The organism is Sphingobacterium detergens (assembly GCF_003610355.1).
Classification (GTDB): domain Bacteria; phylum Bacteroidota; class Bacteroidia; order Sphingobacteriales; family Sphingobacteriaceae; genus Sphingobacterium; species Sphingobacterium detergens.
On record NZ_RAPY01000007.1, the window covers coordinates 233364 to 253732 of the forward strand.

The window sequence follows — 20369 nt, forward strand, 5'->3', positions numbered from 1 at the left end:
GATATCAAACCCATTTCATTAATAAGGAACCATTGAGTGGAAAATAAACATCGCAAACGGATTTTGATCACTGGAGCAGCAGGCTTCCTTGGTTCCCACCTTTGCGATCGCTTTATTGCCGAAGACTACGATGTTATCGGGATGGATAATCTAATCACTGGAGACCTACAGAATATCGCACATTTATTCAAGCTGGAGAATTTCGACTTTTATCATCACGACGTTTCAAAGTTTGTGCATATTCCGGGGGATTTGGATTATATCCTCCATTTTGCTTCTCCAGCCAGTCCCGTTGATTACCTCAAAATCCCTATTCAGACACTCAAAGTCGGCTCCTTAGGTACGCATAATCTCCTTGGCTTGGCTAGGGCAAAACAAGCCCGAATATTAGTGGCATCGACCTCAGAAGTCTATGGCGACCCCCTGGTCTCCCCACAGTCAGAAGATTATTGGGGCAATGTTAACCCTGTCGGTCCCAGAGGGGTATATGATGAAGCCAAAAGATTTCAGGAGGCAATTACGATGGCCTATCATAATGCACATGGGCTTGACACACGTATTGTAAGAATATTTAACACCTTTGGTTCCAGAATGCGTCTCAATGACGGACGTGCCATCCCAACGTTTATAGCCCAAGCTATTCGAGGCGAAGACATTACCCTTTTTGGTGATGGTTCACAGACACGGTCGTTCTGTTATATCGATGATCAAATCGAAGGCATTTATAGGTTGTTGCATTCAGATTGTATACAGCCCATAAACATAGGCAACCCCGACGAAATATCACTATTGCAGTTGGCACAGGAGATCATAGAACTAACCGGAAGTTCAAGTAAGATCAGCCATAGGCCATTGCCCATAGACGACCCTAAACAACGTAAACCGGATATTGGTCTGGCGAAGGCACAGTTGAATTGGCAGCCCAAAATAGACCGAAAATTAGGTTTAGAAAAAACGATAGATTTTTACAAAAAGGTTCCTTTGGAAACTTTATCACATAAAGACTTTACATACTATAATCAAAAATAATGAGCAAAAAAATATTAGTCACAGGCGGAACAGGCTATATTGGTTCTCACACAGTTGTCGAACTACATCAGGCAGGATATATTCCTGTAATCGTTGATGATCTTTCCAATTCAAATATCAAGATATTGGATCAAATAGAAAAAATCATCGGAATTAAACCTGAATTTCATCAATTCGATCTTTGTGATGCCAATAAGGTAATTGAATTTGTGAAAAATAACAGTGATATTTCAGGGATTATTCATTTTGCGGCATCTAAAGCTGTAGGTGAATCCGTTCAAAACCCTTTAAAATACTACCACAATAATTTCTTCTCCCTGATCAACATCTTGGAATCTTATCGGAATAAACCGATTAATTTTGTATTCTCTTCAAGCTGTACAGTTTACGGTGAACCGGACACTCTTCCTGTCACTGAAAGTGCTCCTGTAAAAAAAGCAACTTCACCTTACGGAAATACAAAACAGATCGCCGAAGAGATTCTTGAAGAAACAGCGACTGCATACGATAACTATAACATTATCGCCCTGCGTTACTTCAATCCAGTAGGTGCGCATGAGTCTGCTTTGATAGGTGAATTGCCAAATGGTGTACCTCAAAATTTACTACCATTCATTACGCAGACTGCGATCGGAAAAAGAGAAAAACTAACCGTATTTGGAGACGATTATGATACGCCGGATGGTTCTTGTGTACGCGATTATATTCATGTGGTCGATTTAGCAAAAGCCCACGTCGCTGCAATCAAATTATTGGAAAAAGGAAACCCTAACGGTAAATATGACGTATTCAATGTAGGAACCGGTAACGGCTATTCAGTACTTGAAGCCATCAAAGCATTTGAGAAGGCTTCTGGTCAAAAATTGAATTATGAAATTGGCCCACGTCGGGATGGCGATATCATCAAGGTATATGGTGATGTGACCAAATCAGCAGATCAACTGCATTGGAAAGCTGCATTGGGCATCGATGAGATGATGGCCTCTGCATGGGCATGGGAAAAAAATCTGAAAGAAAATCCTTTGGATTAAATAGGAGCCCATTGAGCTCTACACTTAATATGACCGTCCAGGGAACTGAGACGGTCATATTTTTGGTAGTAGTGAATTGGATTGTCTACATCCTTTCTCTTCTTTCAAAAGCTACCTCTTGTTTGTGACGAAGCAAATCTGGGCCAAATCGGCTTATCTTTGTTAGCAAATCTACACAAAGAGCCGCGTTAGGTGTTTGATAAATCCATTACCATTGACCCTGCACCTAAAGATACTAAATCCCACTTTATCAAGCATCTAGCTGATTTTTGGGTAATCCCAAATTCACGCTAAATAACAATCGTAATTCTTGCAATTTTCCTTGCCATTTCTTGTAAATAACTTAGGAACAGGTTTGCCCCAAGCTCGCACTCCTCCCGACTTGTAAAAAACATGCAGACACAGTGTAAGCACATAAAAAGGTGGACTCAACGTGGACTCATTGTACACTCAATCTGCTTACAGTCCAAAGTTGGTAATAACTTGGTCTTAATTTGGTCCCCAGCAAAGGGCAGGGATGATCGAAGATCACCAATAGAGAAAAAGTTATAAATGAAATTAATTTAGGACCACTTTGTCTAAGCAAGATGAAGTTCCATGATTCAAAACTGTAGCAGAAATACGACGTGATCAGATGGTATAAAAGTAGTTATTGTTAGTGTATTAGATTTGGAGCTTTATTAAAAAAATATAGTTCGGAATAAATCGCTAAACAAGCTCCTTATCCGAAATATATTCCATCAATATACCGGCTTGTCCACCAAGTTTCTTTTTCAAACGCTGCATTGATTTTTTGATTGCATCCGGAGTAACGCCCAAAACATTGGCAACCTCTCTATTATTTAAGCCCATTTTCATAAGCACAATCACCCTCAGGTTAGATTCAGTAATATCTGGAAATTTAGCCTGGATATCCTGCAACAAGTTCGGAAACTCCTTAGCCAGCAAAAGCTTAAATTCCTGCCATTTCTCATCCGTTATAAGATGAGACTGCAAAAGTGTTTTAAGTTCATCCCGGTCTTTGGCACTTGTCTCCCCCATTTCATCAAGCATCGAAGAAAGAAGATCGATCTGTTCATTGTTACGCTTGAGATATACCATATACTCTTCGAGCTGACTTTTGGAACTCATCAATTCCTTGTCCAATTCGGCTTTAGTATACTTTAGATTCAACAATTGGTATTCATATTCCCGCATACGCTTGCGTGAACGGTATCGAAATGCATTATAAATAAAAAAGGATAATACCAATACAAACAAACTCAATATCACCCACAATCTCGTCTCAGCACGTTTCTTTTTGATGAGCGCCTGAGCCAACGATAGTTTATCAGCATATTTTTGTTTGTCAGCCATAAATTTCAGTTGCGACAAAACGGGATCTCCATCCAGAAATCGCAATGAATCCTGAAGTTGTTCGATGCGCCGACGTGCGTTTAATTCTTGTTTCAAATCGCCATTTTGAATAGCAAGATTCAACTTATGCCCCTCTAGCTCCAGTATCGTTTTTTTGTCATCAGCTCCTTCCAATAGATATTCGGTCTCCTTGATCATTTGACGGACTTCCCGATTTGCTCCCATAGAAATACACAAACGAATCCGCATCATTAAAGCGAAAATGGTGTTTTTATTATTACCCAGCGATTTCGAGATTTCCAGATCTTTATCTAAAAGTGACAATGCCTTTTGATAATCTTTCATTCCCTCATAGATCCGTGCCTGGTTGCCCAAGGTCTTGGCATAGCGAAGAGAATCCTTCTCAGAAAGCGCCAGATTTTGGGCAATCTCAAAATTTTTCATCGCCTGTGCCGTATCCCCACCACTTTTTAAAGTCAATAAGCCAAGGTTGTCCAAAATCTCCGCTTTAAGTTTTGGAGAAATGCCTTCTTGTTGCTGACCGAGTTCCAAATACTTAATTCCCGTTCTATAGTCGCCCAAAGTGCCGAAGAAATAACCCAGTTTTTTATAAGTATGTGTCAGATCTAACACCAGATCCTTTGATATATCCTCTAAGCCCTTTTCACCCTCTAATAATAGAGGAAGTGCCTCAGAAGCTTTCAGACATCTATACAAATAAAAACCATACATCACCTTCACCCAAGCTTTGACATTCTGATAATTATAATCCTTCTCCAGATCGAGGGCCTTTAGGTAGTATTTGTCACTAAAGCTATTTCTTCCACCTTCACTGTCAAAAGATTGATCCGCTAACAAACAATAGTAGATTGCGAGCAATGCATTGTCATTTTTCCGAATAGCCTGATTGAAATATGGGGTTAGGTATGTGCTCAATGCCGAACTAGAAGTCTGATACTTCTGTGATTCCCGAATAATTGTTTCATAAAAATTCTTCTCTTCCGCCGAGGAATTGGAATCCATCAAATCCATTCCAAAAACGGCGCGACCGGGAATTATCGTTATAAAAAATAGTATAATAAAAAATCTCAGCATACCGGTATAGAGGTAGAATTTCTCACTAAAAATAAAAAATAATTTTAATTAAATCAGCATACACTAAAATCAACACACGGATAAAAAGAGAAATACATCGATCCGATAAAATAAATCATTAAATGGAGATCTCCGGACATCTTAAAGATCGCTAAAATGAGGTATCACGTCCATGAGTACCAAAATTATAAATGCGATTTGGTGTAATTGCTTTAGTCAACACAACATCGTGTTCATTTCGATCAGCGATTTGTCCGATAGGATCAAAAAAAGATAATCCTACTCGTTGGGTTTCTAATGCACAAAGTGCAAAAAAACGATCATAAAATCCTTTTCCATAACCTACTCGATGACCATCAACATCAAACGCCAATAGAGGAACTAGAATAAAATCAATAACTGAAGGGGATACTTCTACTCCTGCAACAGGCTCCGGAATTCCCCATTCATTCGTCTCAAAAATCGTTTGATGATCAAGGATATAGTGTTGCATAGAATAGTCCGAAAAATTTGAGCGGGATACGACCAAGATGATCTTCGGAAAAAATTCCTTCACATAATTTATAATGGGATAAGTATTGGGTTCATGATATTTTTGGATAGGAAGAAAAACATGCATATAGCTAACCTTTGTTAGCGCTATTTTTTGAAATTGTAACAGTAATTCATGGTTAAGACTTTCCTCATCTTCTTTGGAAAGTTGGCATCTTTTCATCTTAAACTCCTGTCTTAATTCCTTTTTAGATTTCATGCTTAAAGATAATTTTTTTATTCCATCATTCCGATAAAACGCATCCAGTAAATGGATGATCTAATTCTCGATAATGAAACTGCAAATCGACGGAACCAAGCAAAAAAAACGGCCTTGTAGCGAGCGCTATCAAGACCGAATAATCAACCTAAACCTAAATTCTTATATTACTTTACGCGTTCGATATAGTTACCTGTTTGCGTATCGACTCTGACTTTCTCTCCCTGATTAATGAATAAAGGCACCATAATCTCTACTCCTGTTTCTACAGTAGCTTTTTTCAAAGCGTTTGTAGACGTATCTCCCTTCACTGCTGGCTCCGTATATGTAATTTCCAATTCAACACTTTTAGGTGCTTCTGCCATAATAGGCTCATCACTTTCAAAAGCAATAATGACAGTCATTCCTTCTTTCAGGAAACGTGCTGAATCACCAAATAAAAACTTAGGAATATTGAATTGCTCGTATGTATTATTGTCCATCACGACGAAAAATTCGCCATCCTCGTATAGGTATTGGTAATCACTCGTTTCAACACGCGCAATCTCCACACTCTCATCAACTCTAAAACGATATTCAACTAATTTCCCAGTCTTCACATTACGCATTCTTGCTTGATAAAAAGCGCGCAAATTACCTGGTGTACGGTGTATATATTCTTCTACAGAGACTAACTCTCCATTAAATCTTAAAATATTTCCTGATTTTACCTCTGATGCCTTAGCCATTCTTTGAATTGAACTTTAAACGGTTATCTCATTATTGAGTCGTCAAAAATACAAAAACTAATTGTTTTATTAAAATTTCATTCGTTACTTTTTGAAGTCGACAATAGAAATTGTTTCGTCACAAAATTCGTATTCTTTTTTTTGATTTGAACAGATAATAAACAATCTAAAATCGAGCTTGGTACGCGCTATTAAATTCAAATACCATTCCTCTCCTTCACTATCCAGATTACTTGTTGGCTCGTCCAACAATACTAAATTTGAATTAGAGCAGCATGCCAACACCAGTTTAACCCGTTGGCGCATCCCTGATGAAAAATGCTTTATTTCTTTGTCGAGAGCACTTTCCAACCCCAACAAATTTAATACACTCTCTTTATCAAAACCCTGAAGATAACTTTTAAATTGAAAATGAAAATCGAACAGCTCACGCAAGGTAAACTCTTCGATCAACTCTATATATGGTGCGGCAATAGACAGATGTTGGTAAACCTGATCGATACCAATGATGCTCTCTCCATTCGTATAAACCAATTCACCTTCAGAAGATGACAGACTGCCAGAAAGAACCTTCAACAAGGTGGATTTTCCAGAACCATTCTGTCCGAGGACAGCATAGCTCTTTCCGGATTCAAAACGATAGTTAATATGCCTGAAAATCCATTCACTGTTATATCTTCGACCAATATCCTTTAATGTTATTTCCAAAGCTATAAAAATCGGTAAAGCTATTACATCGCTCTATTGTTGAATCCCTTCATGATACCTCTTCCGGAATTCCGAATGAAATCCAAAATTTCATCACGGATCTCTGTTGCCTGATATTCAGCTTCAATAATTTCTATTGCTTTGGCTAAATTTCGGTTCTGAACAAATAGAATACGGTAAAGATTTTGAATTTCAGCTATCTGCTCTTCCGAAAAACCTCTTCTCCGCAATCCTACAGAGTTAATTCCGGCATAAGAAATCGGCTCACGGGCCGCTTTTACAAACGGTGGAATATCTTTACGTACCAAAGAACCTCCTGTGACGAATGCATGCGAACCAATTTTCACAAATTGATGTACTGCGACCATCCCTGCTAAAACAACATAATCCCCGACTGTGATATGTCCTGCAAGGGTACTGTTATTCGAAAAAACACAATTATCACCCACTTCACAATCATGTGCGACGTGGCTGTAGGCTTGAATCAAACAGTTTTTACCGATGACAGTTTTATAACGGTCCTTCGTTCCTCTATTGATTGTTACACATTCACGAATCGTTGTATTATCTCCAATTTCTGCTGTTGTAATCTCGCCATCAAATTTTAAGTCTTGAGGTTCACCAGAAATCACGGCACCGGGATATATCTTACAGTTCTTTCCAATTCGAGCTCCATCCATAATGGTCACATTTGATCCAATCCAAGTACCTTCTCCAATGACAACGTCCTTGTAAATGGTTACAAATGGTTCAATGACCACATTTTTAGCAATCTTTGCTTCTGGATGAATATAAGCTAATGGCTGTATCATCTATACTTCTTTAGTTGTTATTTACTCTTACGATCTGTGCCATAAGTTCTGCCTCGCAGACTATTTTCTCTCCCACCATGGCCACACCTTTCATTTTAGCAATACCTCTCCGGATCGGCTCCATGAGATCACATCTAAAAATAACACAGTCCCCAGGGGTTACTTGTGCTTTAAAACGTGCATTCTCAATTTTGAGAAATAATGTTAGCCAGTTTTCAGGATCTGGAACAGTCTTTAGGACCAAGATACCACCAGTCTGAGCCATTGCTTCAACTTGCAATACACCGGGGAATAATGGAGCTCCAGGAAAATGTCCCATAAATAAGTCTTCATTCATGGTTACATTCTTTAACCCCACAACATGTGTCTCGGTTAATTCTAAAATCTTATCGACCATGAGCATTGGCTGACGATGCGGAAGGATTTTCATAATCTCCACAGTATCATACAATGCAGGCATATTTGGATCGTAAACTTTTATTTTTTTACGTGTTTTATCTTTCTTAATCTGCTCTTTGATTTTCTTTGCAAAGGCGACATTTGCAGCATGTCCCGGACGAGCAGCCATAATATGGCCTTTCAGAGGTCGACCTACAAGTGCCAAATCACCAACCATATCCAACAGTTTATGTCGAGCAGGCTCATTCTGATGACGCAACTGAATATTATTCAGAATACCTTCTTTTGCAACGGCGACTGTATCATTATGAAAAAGATGCGCAAGTTTCTGCAATTCCTCAGGAGAAGTTTCTTTATCAACAATAACAATTGCATTGCTTAGATCCCCTCCTTTAATGAGTCCGTGGTCGACTAACATCTCCAATTCGTGTAGAAAACAAAACGTACGTGAAGAAGCTATTTCTGCTTTAAAATCTTCTATAGAAGTAATCGCAGCGTGTTGACTACCCAAGACAGGTGAATTGAAATCAATCATACAAGTCAAACGATAATCATCCATAGGCATTCCCAGGATCTCTACTTTACGTTCTGGTTCTGCATAATGAATATTACTAGAGATCTCATAATAATCTCTGTCTGCATCTTGTTCTTCAAACCCCGCTTCTTCCAACAATTTCACAAAAATTGCTGAACTCCCATCCAAAATTGGAATTTCAGGACCATCAATATCAATCATGACATTGTCGATTTGCAGACCAATTAATGATGCCATTAAATGCTCGATTGTACTGACACTTGCTCCATTCTGAGAAATAGTGGTCCCTCTGGAAGTGTCTGTAACATTATCTGCATCAACCAAAACCTCAGGTTGACCTTCTAAATCTACACGTCTGAACTTAAACCAGTGATTTTCCGGAGCTGGTTTGATCGTCATCGATACAATTTTTCCTGTATGAAGACCTACCCCCGAAATTTCAACCTCGTTTTTGATGGTTCTCTGTTTCACATTCATTTCTAATAACATATTTTTAAATCAAAACTTCTTTTGACAAAACCATCATGAGATTATAATATTTATATCGAAATAGCAGCAAGCTAGACTGCTCATGATCGCTTCATTACAATTAAATAACAGTTTATTTCAATGAAAAAAGATTATTTTAACTTTGATTCTATTAATTTTTCTAGCTCTTGGATGCGTTTCTCTAACTCTGGAAGGCGCGCAAATATCACATTTGAGCGTAACTGAGGCTGATACGGCATCACAGGTGTGCCACCCCATTTTTTCCCTTCGTCTTTAATTGACCGATTAACACCCGATTGAGCTTGTATTTGGGAGCCTTTAGCCACGACAATATGTCCTACGACACCAACCTGTCCTCCTAACACCACTCGCTCTCCAATTTTTGAGCTTCCAGAAATACCTGTCTGCGCAGCAATTACTGTATTTTTACCAATATCAACGTTATGTGCAATTTGAATCAGATTATCCAATTTGACACCATCACGCACAATAGTTGCCCCCATAGTAGCTCTATCGATCACAGTATTCGCGCCAATCTCAACATTGTCCTCTATTTGAACATAACCTATTTGTGGGACCTTCTTATAAGAACCGTCTTCCTGAGGGGCAAAACCAAAACCATCAGAGCCAATAACGACACCTGAATGAACAACAACGTTCTTACCTACCTTGCAATCATGGTAGATCTTTACTCCTGGATAAAGGGTCGTATTATCATCAATCGTAACTTTATCTCCTATAAAAACCTGTGGATAAATCTTCACATTATCGCCAATCGTAACCCCCTTACCAATATACGCAAACGCTCCAATATACCCCCCTGCTCCTATTGTTGCCTCAGGGTGTATAAAACAAGGTTCTTCACGTCCACTTTTGTCGAGACGAAACTCATTATACATATTCAATATGGTAGAGAAAGCAGCATAGGCATTCTTAACACGAATAATCGTCAGTGTGGGTTTGGTCTCTTGCATCAATTGCAAATCTTCATTCACAATGACAATTGATGCATCAGTAGTATAAATAAAATGCTCATATTTTGGATTTGACAAAAAAGAAAGATCGCCTTTTTTACCTTCCTCAATTTTGGCAAGGTTACCTACAGTAACTTCAGGATTCCCTTCAATCCTTCCTTCTAATAATGTCCCTATTTGTTGAGCAGTAAATTGCATGGTACAAATCTATGTTTTTTTATTAAAAAATAACTATCCGATGGAAGGAATTGCAATATATCCTACCTCTTTCGGATAACATAATGCGTATTTGGACACATTTTTTGACAATGCTTCTAAATTTCCAAGATCCGACGCTTCAGTAATATCAATAAGCTCTCCCGATTTCAATAATATCTTGATTTGATCATTGGAAGGGTTATATGCGCGATTATGAATTTCCTGTGTAAACACATAATAATGAAGATCCTCTTCCTTTACACTCAAGCACTCCTGCACTTTGGTTTTTACCAGTTCGATATAATCTGGGGAAAAGGGTTTATTGCTCATAACTGAACGATACAGGTCTCTTTTCATTATTCGCTGACACATTTTACTCAAAATCTTGTCCTCATGCAGCTCCCATGTTTTTATCGCTGACATAATATCTGTATCATCTAAACGAGTAAACCAGTCCAAATGCAACGGGTCTGCCATAAAATTTGTTAGGTCAATCTCCTGACTCAAAAACCAATGGAATGCTGGGGTAGAAAAGAGTGTTACTCCAGATGCTGTTAAATATTTTGCTCTTTGTAAAATTTTAATCAATAATTGCTCTGCCCCTATAACTGTTTTATGTAAATACACTTGCCAATACATCAGTCTCCGTGCAATAATAAATTTTTCCACAGAATAAAGTCCTTTGTATTCAACTACAATCTCGTCATTCACTACATTCAACATCTTAATAATGCGGTCAAATGAAATTACACCTTCAGAAACGCCAGTAAAAAAGCTGTCTCTATTTAGATAATCCATCCGGTCTACATCCAATTGGCTGGAGACAAGCTGATGGAGAAATTTTCGAGTGTATTTATTATTAAAGATATCAATCGCGATACTTAATCTCCCACCCAAATCCTGGTTCATCCGATCCATCAACAAAGAGGAAAGCAATTCATGTGAAACGCCTGCAATCAAACTATGTTCCAATGAATGGGAAAAGGGACCATGACCGATATCGTGTAGCAAAATCGCGGCTAAGACAGCTTCTTCTTCCTTTTCAGAGATCTCTACCCCTTTACTTCGAAGCGTCTCCAATGCCATCGACATCAGATGCATCGCTCCTATCGCGTGCTGAAATCGTGTATGTAACGCCCCTGGATAGACCAAATGAGTCATACTCACCTGTTTAACATAACGAAGTCGCTGAAAATAGGGATGTTGTACAAGGTCAAAGACCAACCCCGTAGGAATGGCAACAAACCCGTATACAGGATCATTGATGATTTTATTTTTGTTCAATGCGGCGATAAATTAATGCTACTTTTCAACATATTAAATAGAAAACCCGCTTGTGTAAAACACAAACTTATGGTTATCACTAATATAAACTTAAAACAAAGATAGTTAGTTCATCGTTAAGAAATGTTAAAAATAAATCTAAAGCACGATATTTGCTTATGTTAGCACGATATTGAAATCCATTCAATGAACGAGGTATTTTCTTTTGTTACAATTTGAGTAACATATCAACCTCTCTTATAGTAGACATATATAACAAGATGCAAAAAACACATATTCTCTGGGCTGATGACGAAATTGACTTTCTAAAACCTCATATTTTGTTTTTAGAAAGTAAGGGGTATAAAGTTGACACAGTCAACAATGGAAATGATGCGGTTGAAGCCTTTAAAAATGGTTTTTTTCACTTAATATTTCTGGATGAAAACATGCCGGGGCTAACTGGGCTCGAAACACTTGCGATCATCAAGTCCATTAATCCTACAGTTCCTATCGTGCTCGTCACCAAAAATGAAGAGGAACATGTCATGGAAGATGCCATCGGATCTAAGATAGATGACTATTTAATCAAACCTGTAAATCCCAAGCAGATTTTGATGACAATAAAAAAACTCACTGAAAATAAACGTATTGTCAATGAGAAAACTTCCATGGCCTACCAGCAAGATTTCCGCAATTTAGGTATGATCTTAAATGACGATCTGGATTTCAATCAGTGGTCAGAAGTATATAAAAAACTTGTTTACTGGGAATTATCACTTGAAAAGCTTGATGACAACAACATGCATGAAATCCTGACCATGCAAAAGTCGGAAGCAAACATGCAATTTTCAAAGTTTGTAGAAAATAACTATATCAATTGGATCAATCGCCCGGAAAATGCACCTATTTTATCCCATCAGTTGTTTAAAAAGAAAGTATTTCCAGTACTTGAGGATGAAATCTCTACCTTTTTCGTCCTGATAGATAATTTGCGTTTTGATCAATGGAAAATCATCAACGAGGTGATTACAGATTATTTTAGACTGGAAGAAGAGATCAACTATTTCAGCATCCTTCCAACTGCAACACAATATGCAAGAAATGCAATCTTCAGCGGCTTAACACCATTAGAAATGGAAAAACGGTTTCCGAAGTTATGGCAAAATGACGAGGATGAGGGGGGCAAGAACTTATATGAAGACAAATTTCTAGATGATCAGGTCAAAAGGTTATATCGTAAACCGATAAAACATTCTTACACCAAAGTTTTAACACTTGAACAAGGCAAGGACGTTTTAGATAATTTAGGGAACTTGATGCATAATCAGCTCAATGTCCTGGTCTACAACTTCGTTGATATGCTATCCCATGCACGAACAGACAGCTCTATGATCCGTGAACTGGCGAATGATGAAGCGGCATACCGTTCGCTTACCTTATCCTGGTTTGAGCACTCACCCCTATTAGAGACCCTTAAATGGCTTTCACAGAAAAAAGTACGTGTTATTATCACAACGGACCATGGGACGATTCGGGTAAAAAAACCGAGCAAAATCGTTGGAGATAGAAATACAAATACGAATCTCCGCTATAAACAAGGGAAAAATCTAAACTACATTGAAAAAGATGTATTTACGATAAAAAATCCCCATGATGCACAGTTGCCCAAACTTCATGTTAGCTCAACCTATGTATTCGCCAAAGAGGATTCCTACTTTGTTTATCCAAACAATTACAATCAATTTGTTAATTACTTTAACGGAACATTCCAACATGGAGGAATATCATTGGAAGAAATGATCATCCCCTTTGCGACATACTTGCCGAAATAGTAATTTTGCAACATGGAAATTATCGTAAATACAACGGCAGATCTTTCTGTTGCAGCCCAAACTCTTTTGAACAGGTTTCCAAAGGATCGAATTTTTCTGTTATATGGTGCAATGGGGGCAGGAAAAACGACCTTTATAAAATATTTGTGTGAACAATTAGGTGTAAAAGATAGCACGTCTAGTCCTACCTTCTCGATTGTTAACGAATATGATTCTGATAACGGGCCAATCTATCATTTTGATTTTTATAGGATTAAAGATGAACAGGAGGCATTTGACTTTGGTTATGAGGAATATTTCTATTCGGGAGCATACTGCTTTATTGAGTGGCCTGAAAAAATACCAAATTTGTTGCCCGAAGAAGCGAAAGAAATACATATCAGCATCATAGACGCCGCTACCCGAAAAATATCTATCCGTTAATCTATCTTTTATCATATTCCATTATGGCTCATTCATCGTCTTGTCAATATATTCCTTCAGATATCCACGTACCAGGGTTAGCAGCTATTCATGCAGAACATTTAAGTTTCTCCTTCCATGAAAACAATGTACAGTTTGCTGTTGAAAATGCTTCTTTTGATATTGAAGGGGGAAAAATAACGGCTATCATCGGTGAGTCCGGAAGTGGAAAAAGTACGCTTCTTAAATTAATCTATGGCTTGTTAGAACCTACGGACGGAGTCGTACGGTATAAAGGCTGGCAAGTTCCCACACGCAAAGACAAGCTAATACCCGGACATGATGCCATGAAACTCGTTTCGCAAGGATTCGACGATTTAAATACCTATGCGAATGTATGGGATAACGTTGCTTCACAGCTACCCAATACGGATATCAAACGCAAGCAGGATAAAACCGCAGAGATTTTACAACGCTTACGCATAGATCATTTGGCAAAAAAACGAGTTGCCGATATCAGTGGCGGAGAAAAACAGCGTGTTGCGATCTGCCGCGCATTGATCAATGAACCTGAGGTATTATTGATGGATGAACCATTTAACCAAGTGGACGCATCTTTTCGCGACACCTTGCAACAGGACATCAAAGATATTGTGAAGGAAACAGGTCTTACGATCATTTTGGTTTCGCATGATCCCACTGAGGTGCTTGCGCTGGCAGACAACCTTATTGTCATGAAATCAGGAAAAATATTAGATCAAAATAATCCACACCTATTATATAGCCAACCATCACACCCCTATACGGCACAATTGTTGGCAAAAAGTAATATCCTAAATCCCCAACAAGCACAAAATTTAGGTATAGCAAGTGAAAAGCCCATTGCAATTCATCAAGAATGGATTTCTATTATGCTCGCCGAAGAATCACCTTTCTTTGTAAAAGACACTAAATTTAGAGGCTTCTATTATGAAATCGTTGTTTCAAACAATGTGGTTGACCTACATTGCACAACCATTTCACAGCTAATCCCACAAAAAAATCAGGCTGTTGAATTAACAATTTCTCATTGGATTCCTTTCGATTAATTCAAGGTGGACATCCAGGATAGAAATGCATCAAACCATTTTTTTTCTGAAGTTTTGTTGATCAAGCCAAAGCCGTGGCCGCCTTGTTCAAACACATAGATTGTATTTGGGACATGCACCTTATCCAATGCTGCCATCATTCGGTAGCTGTTTTCAATCGGAACAGATTTGTCATCTTTGGCATGCACAAAAAAAACAGGACAGACCTCAGGAGAAACCTGTAAATCTGAAGAGAATAATTGAACAAGTTCTTCGGATGGATTTTCTCCAATCAGATTGATTTTAGAACCTTTATGTGTCACATCATTCTGCATAGAAATAACTGGATATATTAGTCCTGCAAAGTCCGGTCGAAGTGACACATGTGACGGATTGGAAATATATTCTTTCTTAAATTTTGTCACTAAGGTTGATGCTAAATGTCCTCCCGCCGAAAATCCAATAACACCAACTTTTTTAAGTTGTGGGTTGGATGTGCGAATCAATTGTACTGCCCGTTGAGCATCTTGAAGCGGCCCAATACTCTTATCCCGCATGATATTGGGTGAGGGTAATCTGTATTGTAATACATAAGCCGAATATCCATTTCTTACGAGTTCCTGAGCGACTGCATGCCCTTCATGATCCATTGCGATATGTGCGTATCCACCTCCAGGGATCACAAGTACGGCAATATTTTTGGCCGCACCTTCAGCTGGAGTATAAACAAATAATTTGGGTATGTTTTTTTCCAAAAGAACCTGATCTTTATCTGTTGCATTCGGAATAGTATCTGGGTAAAGATTTATAACTTCCTGAGCCTTTGCAAGCGAAACCAAAGAACATAAGATCATAAGAATTTTTTTCATCTCTATTATCTATATTATATAATATGTGGTATCCCCTAAAGTGAAGAAACTACCAATAAATCCAAATCTTTTGCCGTCATATTAAATCGGGAAGCCATATCGGCATTGGTTAGGTTACCTTGGTACAGATAGATTGAACTTCTTATCCCCGGGTTTTTCCAAATTGCATTTTTCAATCCGCCCAACTCGGCGAAGTCCAACAAGATAGAGGTGAAAATATTACTCATTGCATAGGTTGCTGTACGAGCGACCCGAGAAGCGATATTGGGAACACAATAGTGAATGACATCAAATTTCCGAAAAACAGGTTTATCATGTGACGTTACTTCCGATGTCTCAAAATTCCCTCCTTGATCGATACTGACATCTATTACAACCGAGTTAGGTTTCATCTTTGAAACCGTTTCTTCGGAAATCACACAAGCAGAACGGCCATTGCGTGCGCGTAATGCACCAATAACGACATCTGAACTTATTACGGCTTTATTGAGAATAATTGGTTGAATAACCGAAGTGAATACAAGACTGCCGAGGTTGTTTTGCAAACGACGGAGTTTATAAATTGAATTGTCAAATACTTTTACTTGTGCGCCCAGCGCCAAGGCTGTTCGTGCAGCCTGTTCCCCAACTGTCCCTGCGCCTATAATGACGACCTCTGTAGAAGCTACTCCTGTAACACCTCCTAGCATGAGTCCTTTTCCACCGAAAGCATTACTTAAATACTCCCCAGCGATCAAAGTCGCTGTCGCCCCGACAATTTCGCTCATCGCCCGCACCACAGCTAAACACCCCCCTTCATCCCGCAGATATTCATAAGAGATCGCGGTAATCTTCTTATGCATCAGCGCCTTTAACACCTCAATATTCATTAAAGAAGGCTGTTGGGAAGACAAGAGTACTTGCCTTTCTTTCATCAATTTAACCTCAGAGACGGTAGGACTACCAACTTTAATGATCAAATCTGCTTGATATATTTCTTCTCTGGATGACACGATCCGAGCTCCCTGTTCACTATAATGGTGATCCAAAAAATTCGCTCCGGCTCCGGCTCCAGTTTCAATCAATACCTCATGTCCGTTTTCGACAAGTAATGCTACCGCCAAGGGTGTCAGACATATACGCTTTTCCTGAAGTGAGGTCTCCTTTGGGATCCCAATAAAAAGACTTTTCCCATTCTTTTTCTTCTCAAAAAGCATTTCTTTCGGAGAAATCATGGCCTGACTCGCAAGCTTCCCTAACTCATTCATTTTATTAAATTGACTTTAGTTAAAATTACAATAAATAATCAATGTAATCAAACGAAGATAAAATTGACAAGCTGCTCAGCTCCTTAGTTGGTGATCTACAGGCTACATAGCGCTCCTATCAACCTCCTGTAGCTATTAAATTGGGTAAAAGATTAATCCATACAAAGGCCATGGGAATGAAACAAAATTATCTACATTTGTCTAAATTAATCAGATATAATACCATGCTAAGTAAAATCAGTATCGTACCCAGATGGATCATTTTTTTATTGGATATTTTCAGTGTCTCTATTGCCTATCTCCTTGCAAACGTCATTTATTACGATTTTAACTTTGACTTTCTCCTTGACATAGATTTCAGCATAAGATATATTCTATTTATAAGCGTCTGCTCCCTATCATTTTACTTATTTAAGATGTATACTGGGATCATTCGTTACACAAGCGCCATTGACTCCATCAGGATATTATCCACCATAGTATTTAGCGTGTTCATGCTTCTAATCATCAAATTGATTATTCAAGCAAATGAAATTGAACGGAATATTCCCACAGCGTTGATCATCTTCTTTGCGCTCTTCTCATTTTTAATATTAACCGTATATCGAACTATTATTAAAATTTTCTTTCTCTATACAAAGAAAGTCAATGGCACCAGAAAGAAAACCTTGATTTATGGCGCCGGTGATCTCGGTATCGCCGTAAAAAGAACATTAGATCATGATGTACGATCGAAAAATGCGATCATTGGCTTTTTGGATGATAATGATCAAAAGATCAACAAAGTAATTGATGGAACGAAAATCTATTCATCTAAGAAGTTCAATCATCTGATCAATACCTTGAATGTAGAAGAGGTCATTATTGCATCACACAATATTCCTTCAGAGCGCAAAAACGAAATTACGGATATTGCTTTAGAGCGAAATGTAAGTATCTTAACACTTCCACCTGTCAAAAAAATTATGAATGGGGATCTTAACCCCAATCAGATTCAAAAAATAAAAATTGAAGATCTATTAGAAAGGGATCCAATCAAAATCAATGATGATCATATCCTAAACCAAACCAAAGGTAAAAGAATCCTTGTTACTGGTGCCGCTGGATCAATAGGGAGCGAAATCGCCTCACAATTGGGTAAATATGAACCCCAAATGATTATTCTCTGTGATCAGGCGGAATCCCCATTGCACAATTTACAACTGGATTTACAGGACGAATTTCCAAATCAGGTATACCATACTTATATAGCAGATATCAGAAGTACAAAAAGAATGCGTTTACTCTTTGAAACATTCAAACCACATTATGTATATCATGCTGCAGCTTATAAACACGTTCCTATGATGGAAAACCATCCGCTTGAAGCAGTACAAACCAATGTTATGGGTACCAAAAACCTAGCTGATCTGGCGGTGGAATTTCTGGTCGAAAAATTCGTTTTTGTTTCTACAGATAAGGCTGTTAATCCAACAAATATTATGGGGGCAACAAAACGAATTGCCGAAATATATGTACAAGCCCTAAACAATCATCTGGAAAGTTTATCGAATGGAGACGTCAATACCAAATTTATTACTACGCGATTTGGCAATGTTCTTGGCTCAAATGGTTCTGTTATTCCTAGATTTAGAGATCAGATCCAAAAAGGAGGCCCTGTTACAGTAACTCACCCCGAGATTACACGTTATTTTATGACTATCCCCGAAGCCTGTCGGCTTGTTCTTGAAGCTGGTGCAATGGGTCAGGGTGGAGAAATATTCGTCTTTGACATGGGTAAATCCGTGAAGATTGTTGAGCTGGCCAAGAAGATGATACGTCTTTCCGGGTTCAAACCAAATGAAGATATCGAAATAAAATTCACCGGTCTAAGACCAGGTGAAAAATTATATGAAGAACTCTTAAACGATCTAGAAAACACTCTTCCAACCCATCATGAGAAAATTATGATCGCCAAGGTTCGTGAAAATAATTATAACATTGTAAGTCTGAAACTAGCGGAATTAGAACAGCAGTTAGCGACTCAAAATAAAAATGAGGTCGTCTATCAAATGAAGCTTATTGTTCCAGAATTTAAAAGCAAAAATTCGATCTATGAACAACTGGATAAAGAAATCGAATTATCAAATGAGTCCGAAAACAAAAGTTAATTCACTTTAAAATTTGTAAAACACTTGCAAATTTGCTCGAAAAGTGTATTTTTGCAACCATATTTTACTGATTAGTAATGTCTAAAAATACAAATAATACAAATCAAGGTTTGAAACCTTCAAAAGGATCTTTTTTTCAAGATAACCAAAAAAGCGTTGCGTTTATTTTAGGTGGTATCGTTGTGTTGATTTTGCTGTACTTTGGATACGAAAAACTTTACTTGCAACCAAGAGCAGAGGAAGCATCAAATCGTATGTATAAAGCCGAGCAGCTTGTTACAATTGATTCTTTACAGAATAAAGCGATTTCAGGAGATGGCGCATTCCTTGGTTTCAAGCAAATTGCAGACGAATATTCAAACACAAAATCTGCAAATATTGCAAATGCATATTTAGGAGGTCTTTACTTACGTCAAGGTAAATTTGATGATGCTGTAAAAGCATTGGAAAAATATTCCCCTACAGGAAGTCAAATCTTAGACCCGCTAGTTATTGGTTTGACAGGAGATGCTTATTCAGAGTTAAAAGACTATAAAAAAGCGGCTGATTATTACAAACAAGCTTCTGAAAAATCAAGCAACTCATACACAACTCCATTATTCCTAAAAAAATTAGGTCTTGTTTACGAGGCACAAAACGATTACAAAAGTGCTGAAACAGCTTACAAAAAAATCAAAACAGATTTTCCGGAAAGCCAAGAAGCTTCTACTATCGATGGTCTATTGGGTAGAGTACAAGCACATTTATAAGAAATCATAAATACACAAAAAAAGAGGCTATTTGATAGCCTCTTTTTTTGTGACCATCTAAAATCACTATCTTTGCATCTATTATGGCAAGTAGCATTAAAAATCTATCAGACTTTTCGCATATCCAAGTTGCGGATGCGAGTCCATTCAAATTTGCAATTGTAGTTGCACAGTGGAATGCAGAAATTACTGGTGCACTATTGAACGGTGCTATCTCAGGTTTAGAAAAACATGGTGCAAAAGAAGGCAATATCGAAGTTATCGAGGTTCCAGGAAGCTTCGAACTGACCTCTGGAGCAGATCTGGCATTGAGAAATCAAAGCTTTGATGCTGTTATCTGTCTAGGCTGTGTAATCCAGGGAGAAACCCGCCATTTCGATTTTATTTGTCATGCGGTAGCCAATGGTGTTTCAAACGTAGGACTGAAGTACAACAAACCAGCTATCTTTGGTGTACTAACGACAGACAACCTTCAACAAGCTTTGGACCGTGCCGGTGGTAAACATGGCAATAAGGGTGAAGAAGCTGCTATTACAGCAATACAAATGGCTGCCATTGCTAAAAAATTCTAGTTTGGTATCAATTTTGTCTATTATTTAATCATGAAAAAGTATTCTGGGCCAAAACATAGAAACGCACAAGTACTTTAATTTTAAATAAATCGATTAATAAAGTATGATAA

General features: G+C 38.1%; 18 protein-coding genes. 8 read left to right on the forward strand and 10 right to left on the reverse strand.

Features of this window, described 5'->3' with window-relative positions; translation table 11 throughout:
• The first annotated feature begins 36 nt into the window (after positions 1-36).
• Together DFQ12_RS25510 and galE are read left to right on the forward strand one after the other, a co-directional pair.
• Positions 37-1029: a UDP-glucuronic acid decarboxylase family protein gene (locus tag DFQ12_RS25510; RefSeq protein ID WP_120261844.1), complete on the forward strand. Its 993-nt coding sequence runs from the start codon at positions 37-39 to the stop codon at positions 1027-1029.
• The gene (gene galE, locus DFQ12_RS25515) at positions 1029-2060 is read left to right on the forward strand and encodes a UDP-glucose 4-epimerase GalE (RefSeq protein WP_120261845.1); all 1032 of its coding nucleotides are present in this window, start codon (positions 1029-1031) and stop codon (positions 2058-2060) included. The genes DFQ12_RS25510 and galE overlap by 1 nt, the downstream gene beginning before the upstream one ends.
• A gap of 708 nt (positions 2061-2768) precedes the next feature.
• Here the strand turns inward: galE and DFQ12_RS25520 are convergent.
• The 8 genes from DFQ12_RS25520 to DFQ12_RS25555 all read right to left on the reverse strand — a co-directional run bounded on the left by DFQ12_RS25520 (position 2769) and on the right by DFQ12_RS25555 (position 11389).
• Complete coding sequence (locus DFQ12_RS25520; RefSeq protein WP_120261846.1) at positions 2769-4511, reverse strand: transcriptional regulator; 1743 nt, start codon at positions 4509-4511, stop codon at positions 2769-2771.
• Between the two features lie 151 nt (positions 4512-4662).
• Entirely contained in the window at positions 4663-5262 is a 600-nt protein-coding gene (locus DFQ12_RS25525; RefSeq protein WP_120261847.1) for a 5-formyltetrahydrofolate cyclo-ligase, read from the reverse strand.
• A gap of 167 nt (positions 5263-5429) precedes the next feature.
• Positions 5430-5990 (reverse strand): elongation factor P, encoded by a 561-nt coding sequence (gene efp / locus DFQ12_RS25530; protein ID WP_120261848.1) that lies wholly within the window; start codon positions 5988-5990, stop codon positions 5430-5432.
• Between the two features lie 84 nt (positions 5991-6074).
• Positions 6075-6698: an ABC transporter ATP-binding protein gene (locus tag DFQ12_RS25535; protein ID WP_120261849.1), complete on the reverse strand. Its 624-nt coding sequence runs from the start codon at positions 6696-6698 to the stop codon at positions 6075-6077.
• Positions 6699-6721: 23 nt separating this feature from the next.
• Positions 6722-7510, reverse strand: coding sequence for an acyl-ACP--UDP-N-acetylglucosamine O-acyltransferase (gene lpxA / locus DFQ12_RS25540; protein ID WP_075990789.1), 789 nt, complete (start codon positions 7508-7510; stop codon positions 6722-6724).
• A 10-nt stretch (positions 7511-7520) separates the two neighbouring features.
• Positions 7521-8921, reverse strand: a complete 1401-nt coding sequence (locus DFQ12_RS25545) for a bifunctional UDP-3-O-[3-hydroxymyristoyl] N-acetylglucosamine deacetylase/3-hydroxyacyl-ACP dehydratase (protein ID WP_208642622.1) — start codon at positions 8919-8921, stop codon at positions 7521-7523.
• 143 nt (positions 8922-9064) lie between these two features.
• Positions 9065-10105 (reverse strand): UDP-3-O-(3-hydroxymyristoyl)glucosamine N-acyltransferase, encoded by a 1041-nt coding sequence (gene lpxD, locus DFQ12_RS25550; RefSeq protein ID WP_120261851.1) that lies wholly within the window; start codon positions 10103-10105, stop codon positions 9065-9067.
• 33 nt (positions 10106-10138) lie between these two features.
• The gene (locus DFQ12_RS25555; RefSeq protein ID WP_120261852.1) at positions 10139-11389 is read right to left on the reverse strand and encodes an HD domain-containing protein; all 1251 of its coding nucleotides are present in this window, start codon (positions 11387-11389) and stop codon (positions 10139-10141) included.
• 260 nt (positions 11390-11649) lie between these two features.
• Between DFQ12_RS25555 and porX the strand changes: the two genes are divergently transcribed.
• The 3 genes from porX to DFQ12_RS25570 are packed head-to-tail and all read left to right on the forward strand — an operon-like array spanning position 11650 to position 14693.
• Positions 11650-13203: a T9SS response regulator signal transducer PorX gene (gene porX, locus DFQ12_RS25560; RefSeq protein WP_120261853.1), complete on the forward strand. Its 1554-nt coding sequence runs from the start codon at positions 11650-11652 to the stop codon at positions 13201-13203.
• A 12-nt stretch (positions 13204-13215) separates the two neighbouring features.
• Complete coding sequence (tsaE, locus tag DFQ12_RS25565) at positions 13216-13626, forward strand: tRNA (adenosine(37)-N6)-threonylcarbamoyltransferase complex ATPase subunit type 1 TsaE (protein ID WP_120261854.1); 411 nt, start codon at positions 13216-13218, stop codon at positions 13624-13626.
• A 23-nt stretch (positions 13627-13649) separates the two neighbouring features.
• Positions 13650-14693 carry an ABC transporter ATP-binding protein gene (locus DFQ12_RS25570; RefSeq protein ID WP_120261855.1) on the forward strand — a complete coding sequence of 348 codons (1044 nt, stop codon included), beginning with the start codon at positions 13650-13652 and terminating at the stop codon, positions 14691-14693.
• Here the strand turns inward: DFQ12_RS25570 and DFQ12_RS25575 are convergent.
• Positions 14690-15541 (reverse strand): alpha/beta hydrolase, encoded by an 852-nt coding sequence (locus DFQ12_RS25575; protein WP_120261856.1) that lies wholly within the window; start codon positions 15539-15541, stop codon positions 14690-14692. The genes DFQ12_RS25570 and DFQ12_RS25575 overlap by 4 nt on opposite strands.
• 35 nt (positions 15542-15576) lie before the next feature.
• On the reverse strand, positions 15577-16788 hold the full coding sequence (locus DFQ12_RS25580; RefSeq protein WP_120261857.1) for an alanine dehydrogenase: 1212 nt from the start codon (positions 16786-16788) through the stop codon (positions 15577-15579).
• A 224-nt stretch (positions 16789-17012) separates the two neighbouring features.
• Here DFQ12_RS25580 and DFQ12_RS25585 point away from each other — a divergent pair, with 224 nt between their 5' ends.
• The 3 genes from DFQ12_RS25585 (at position 17013) to ribH (ending at position 20259) form a co-directional block, all read left to right on the forward strand.
• Positions 17013-18938 carry a polysaccharide biosynthesis protein gene (locus DFQ12_RS25585; protein ID WP_120261858.1) on the forward strand — a complete coding sequence of 642 codons (1926 nt, stop codon included), beginning with the start codon at positions 17013-17015 and terminating at the stop codon, positions 18936-18938.
• A 77-nt stretch (positions 18939-19015) separates the two neighbouring features.
• Positions 19016-19687, forward strand: a complete 672-nt coding sequence (locus tag DFQ12_RS25590) for a tetratricopeptide repeat protein (RefSeq protein ID WP_120261859.1) — start codon at positions 19016-19018, stop codon at positions 19685-19687.
• 83 nt (positions 19688-19770) lie between these two features.
• The gene (gene ribH, locus DFQ12_RS25595) at positions 19771-20259 is read left to right on the forward strand and encodes a 6,7-dimethyl-8-ribityllumazine synthase (protein WP_120261860.1); all 489 of its coding nucleotides are present in this window, start codon (positions 19771-19773) and stop codon (positions 20257-20259) included.
• The last annotated feature ends 110 nt before the right edge of the window (positions 20260-20369 follow it).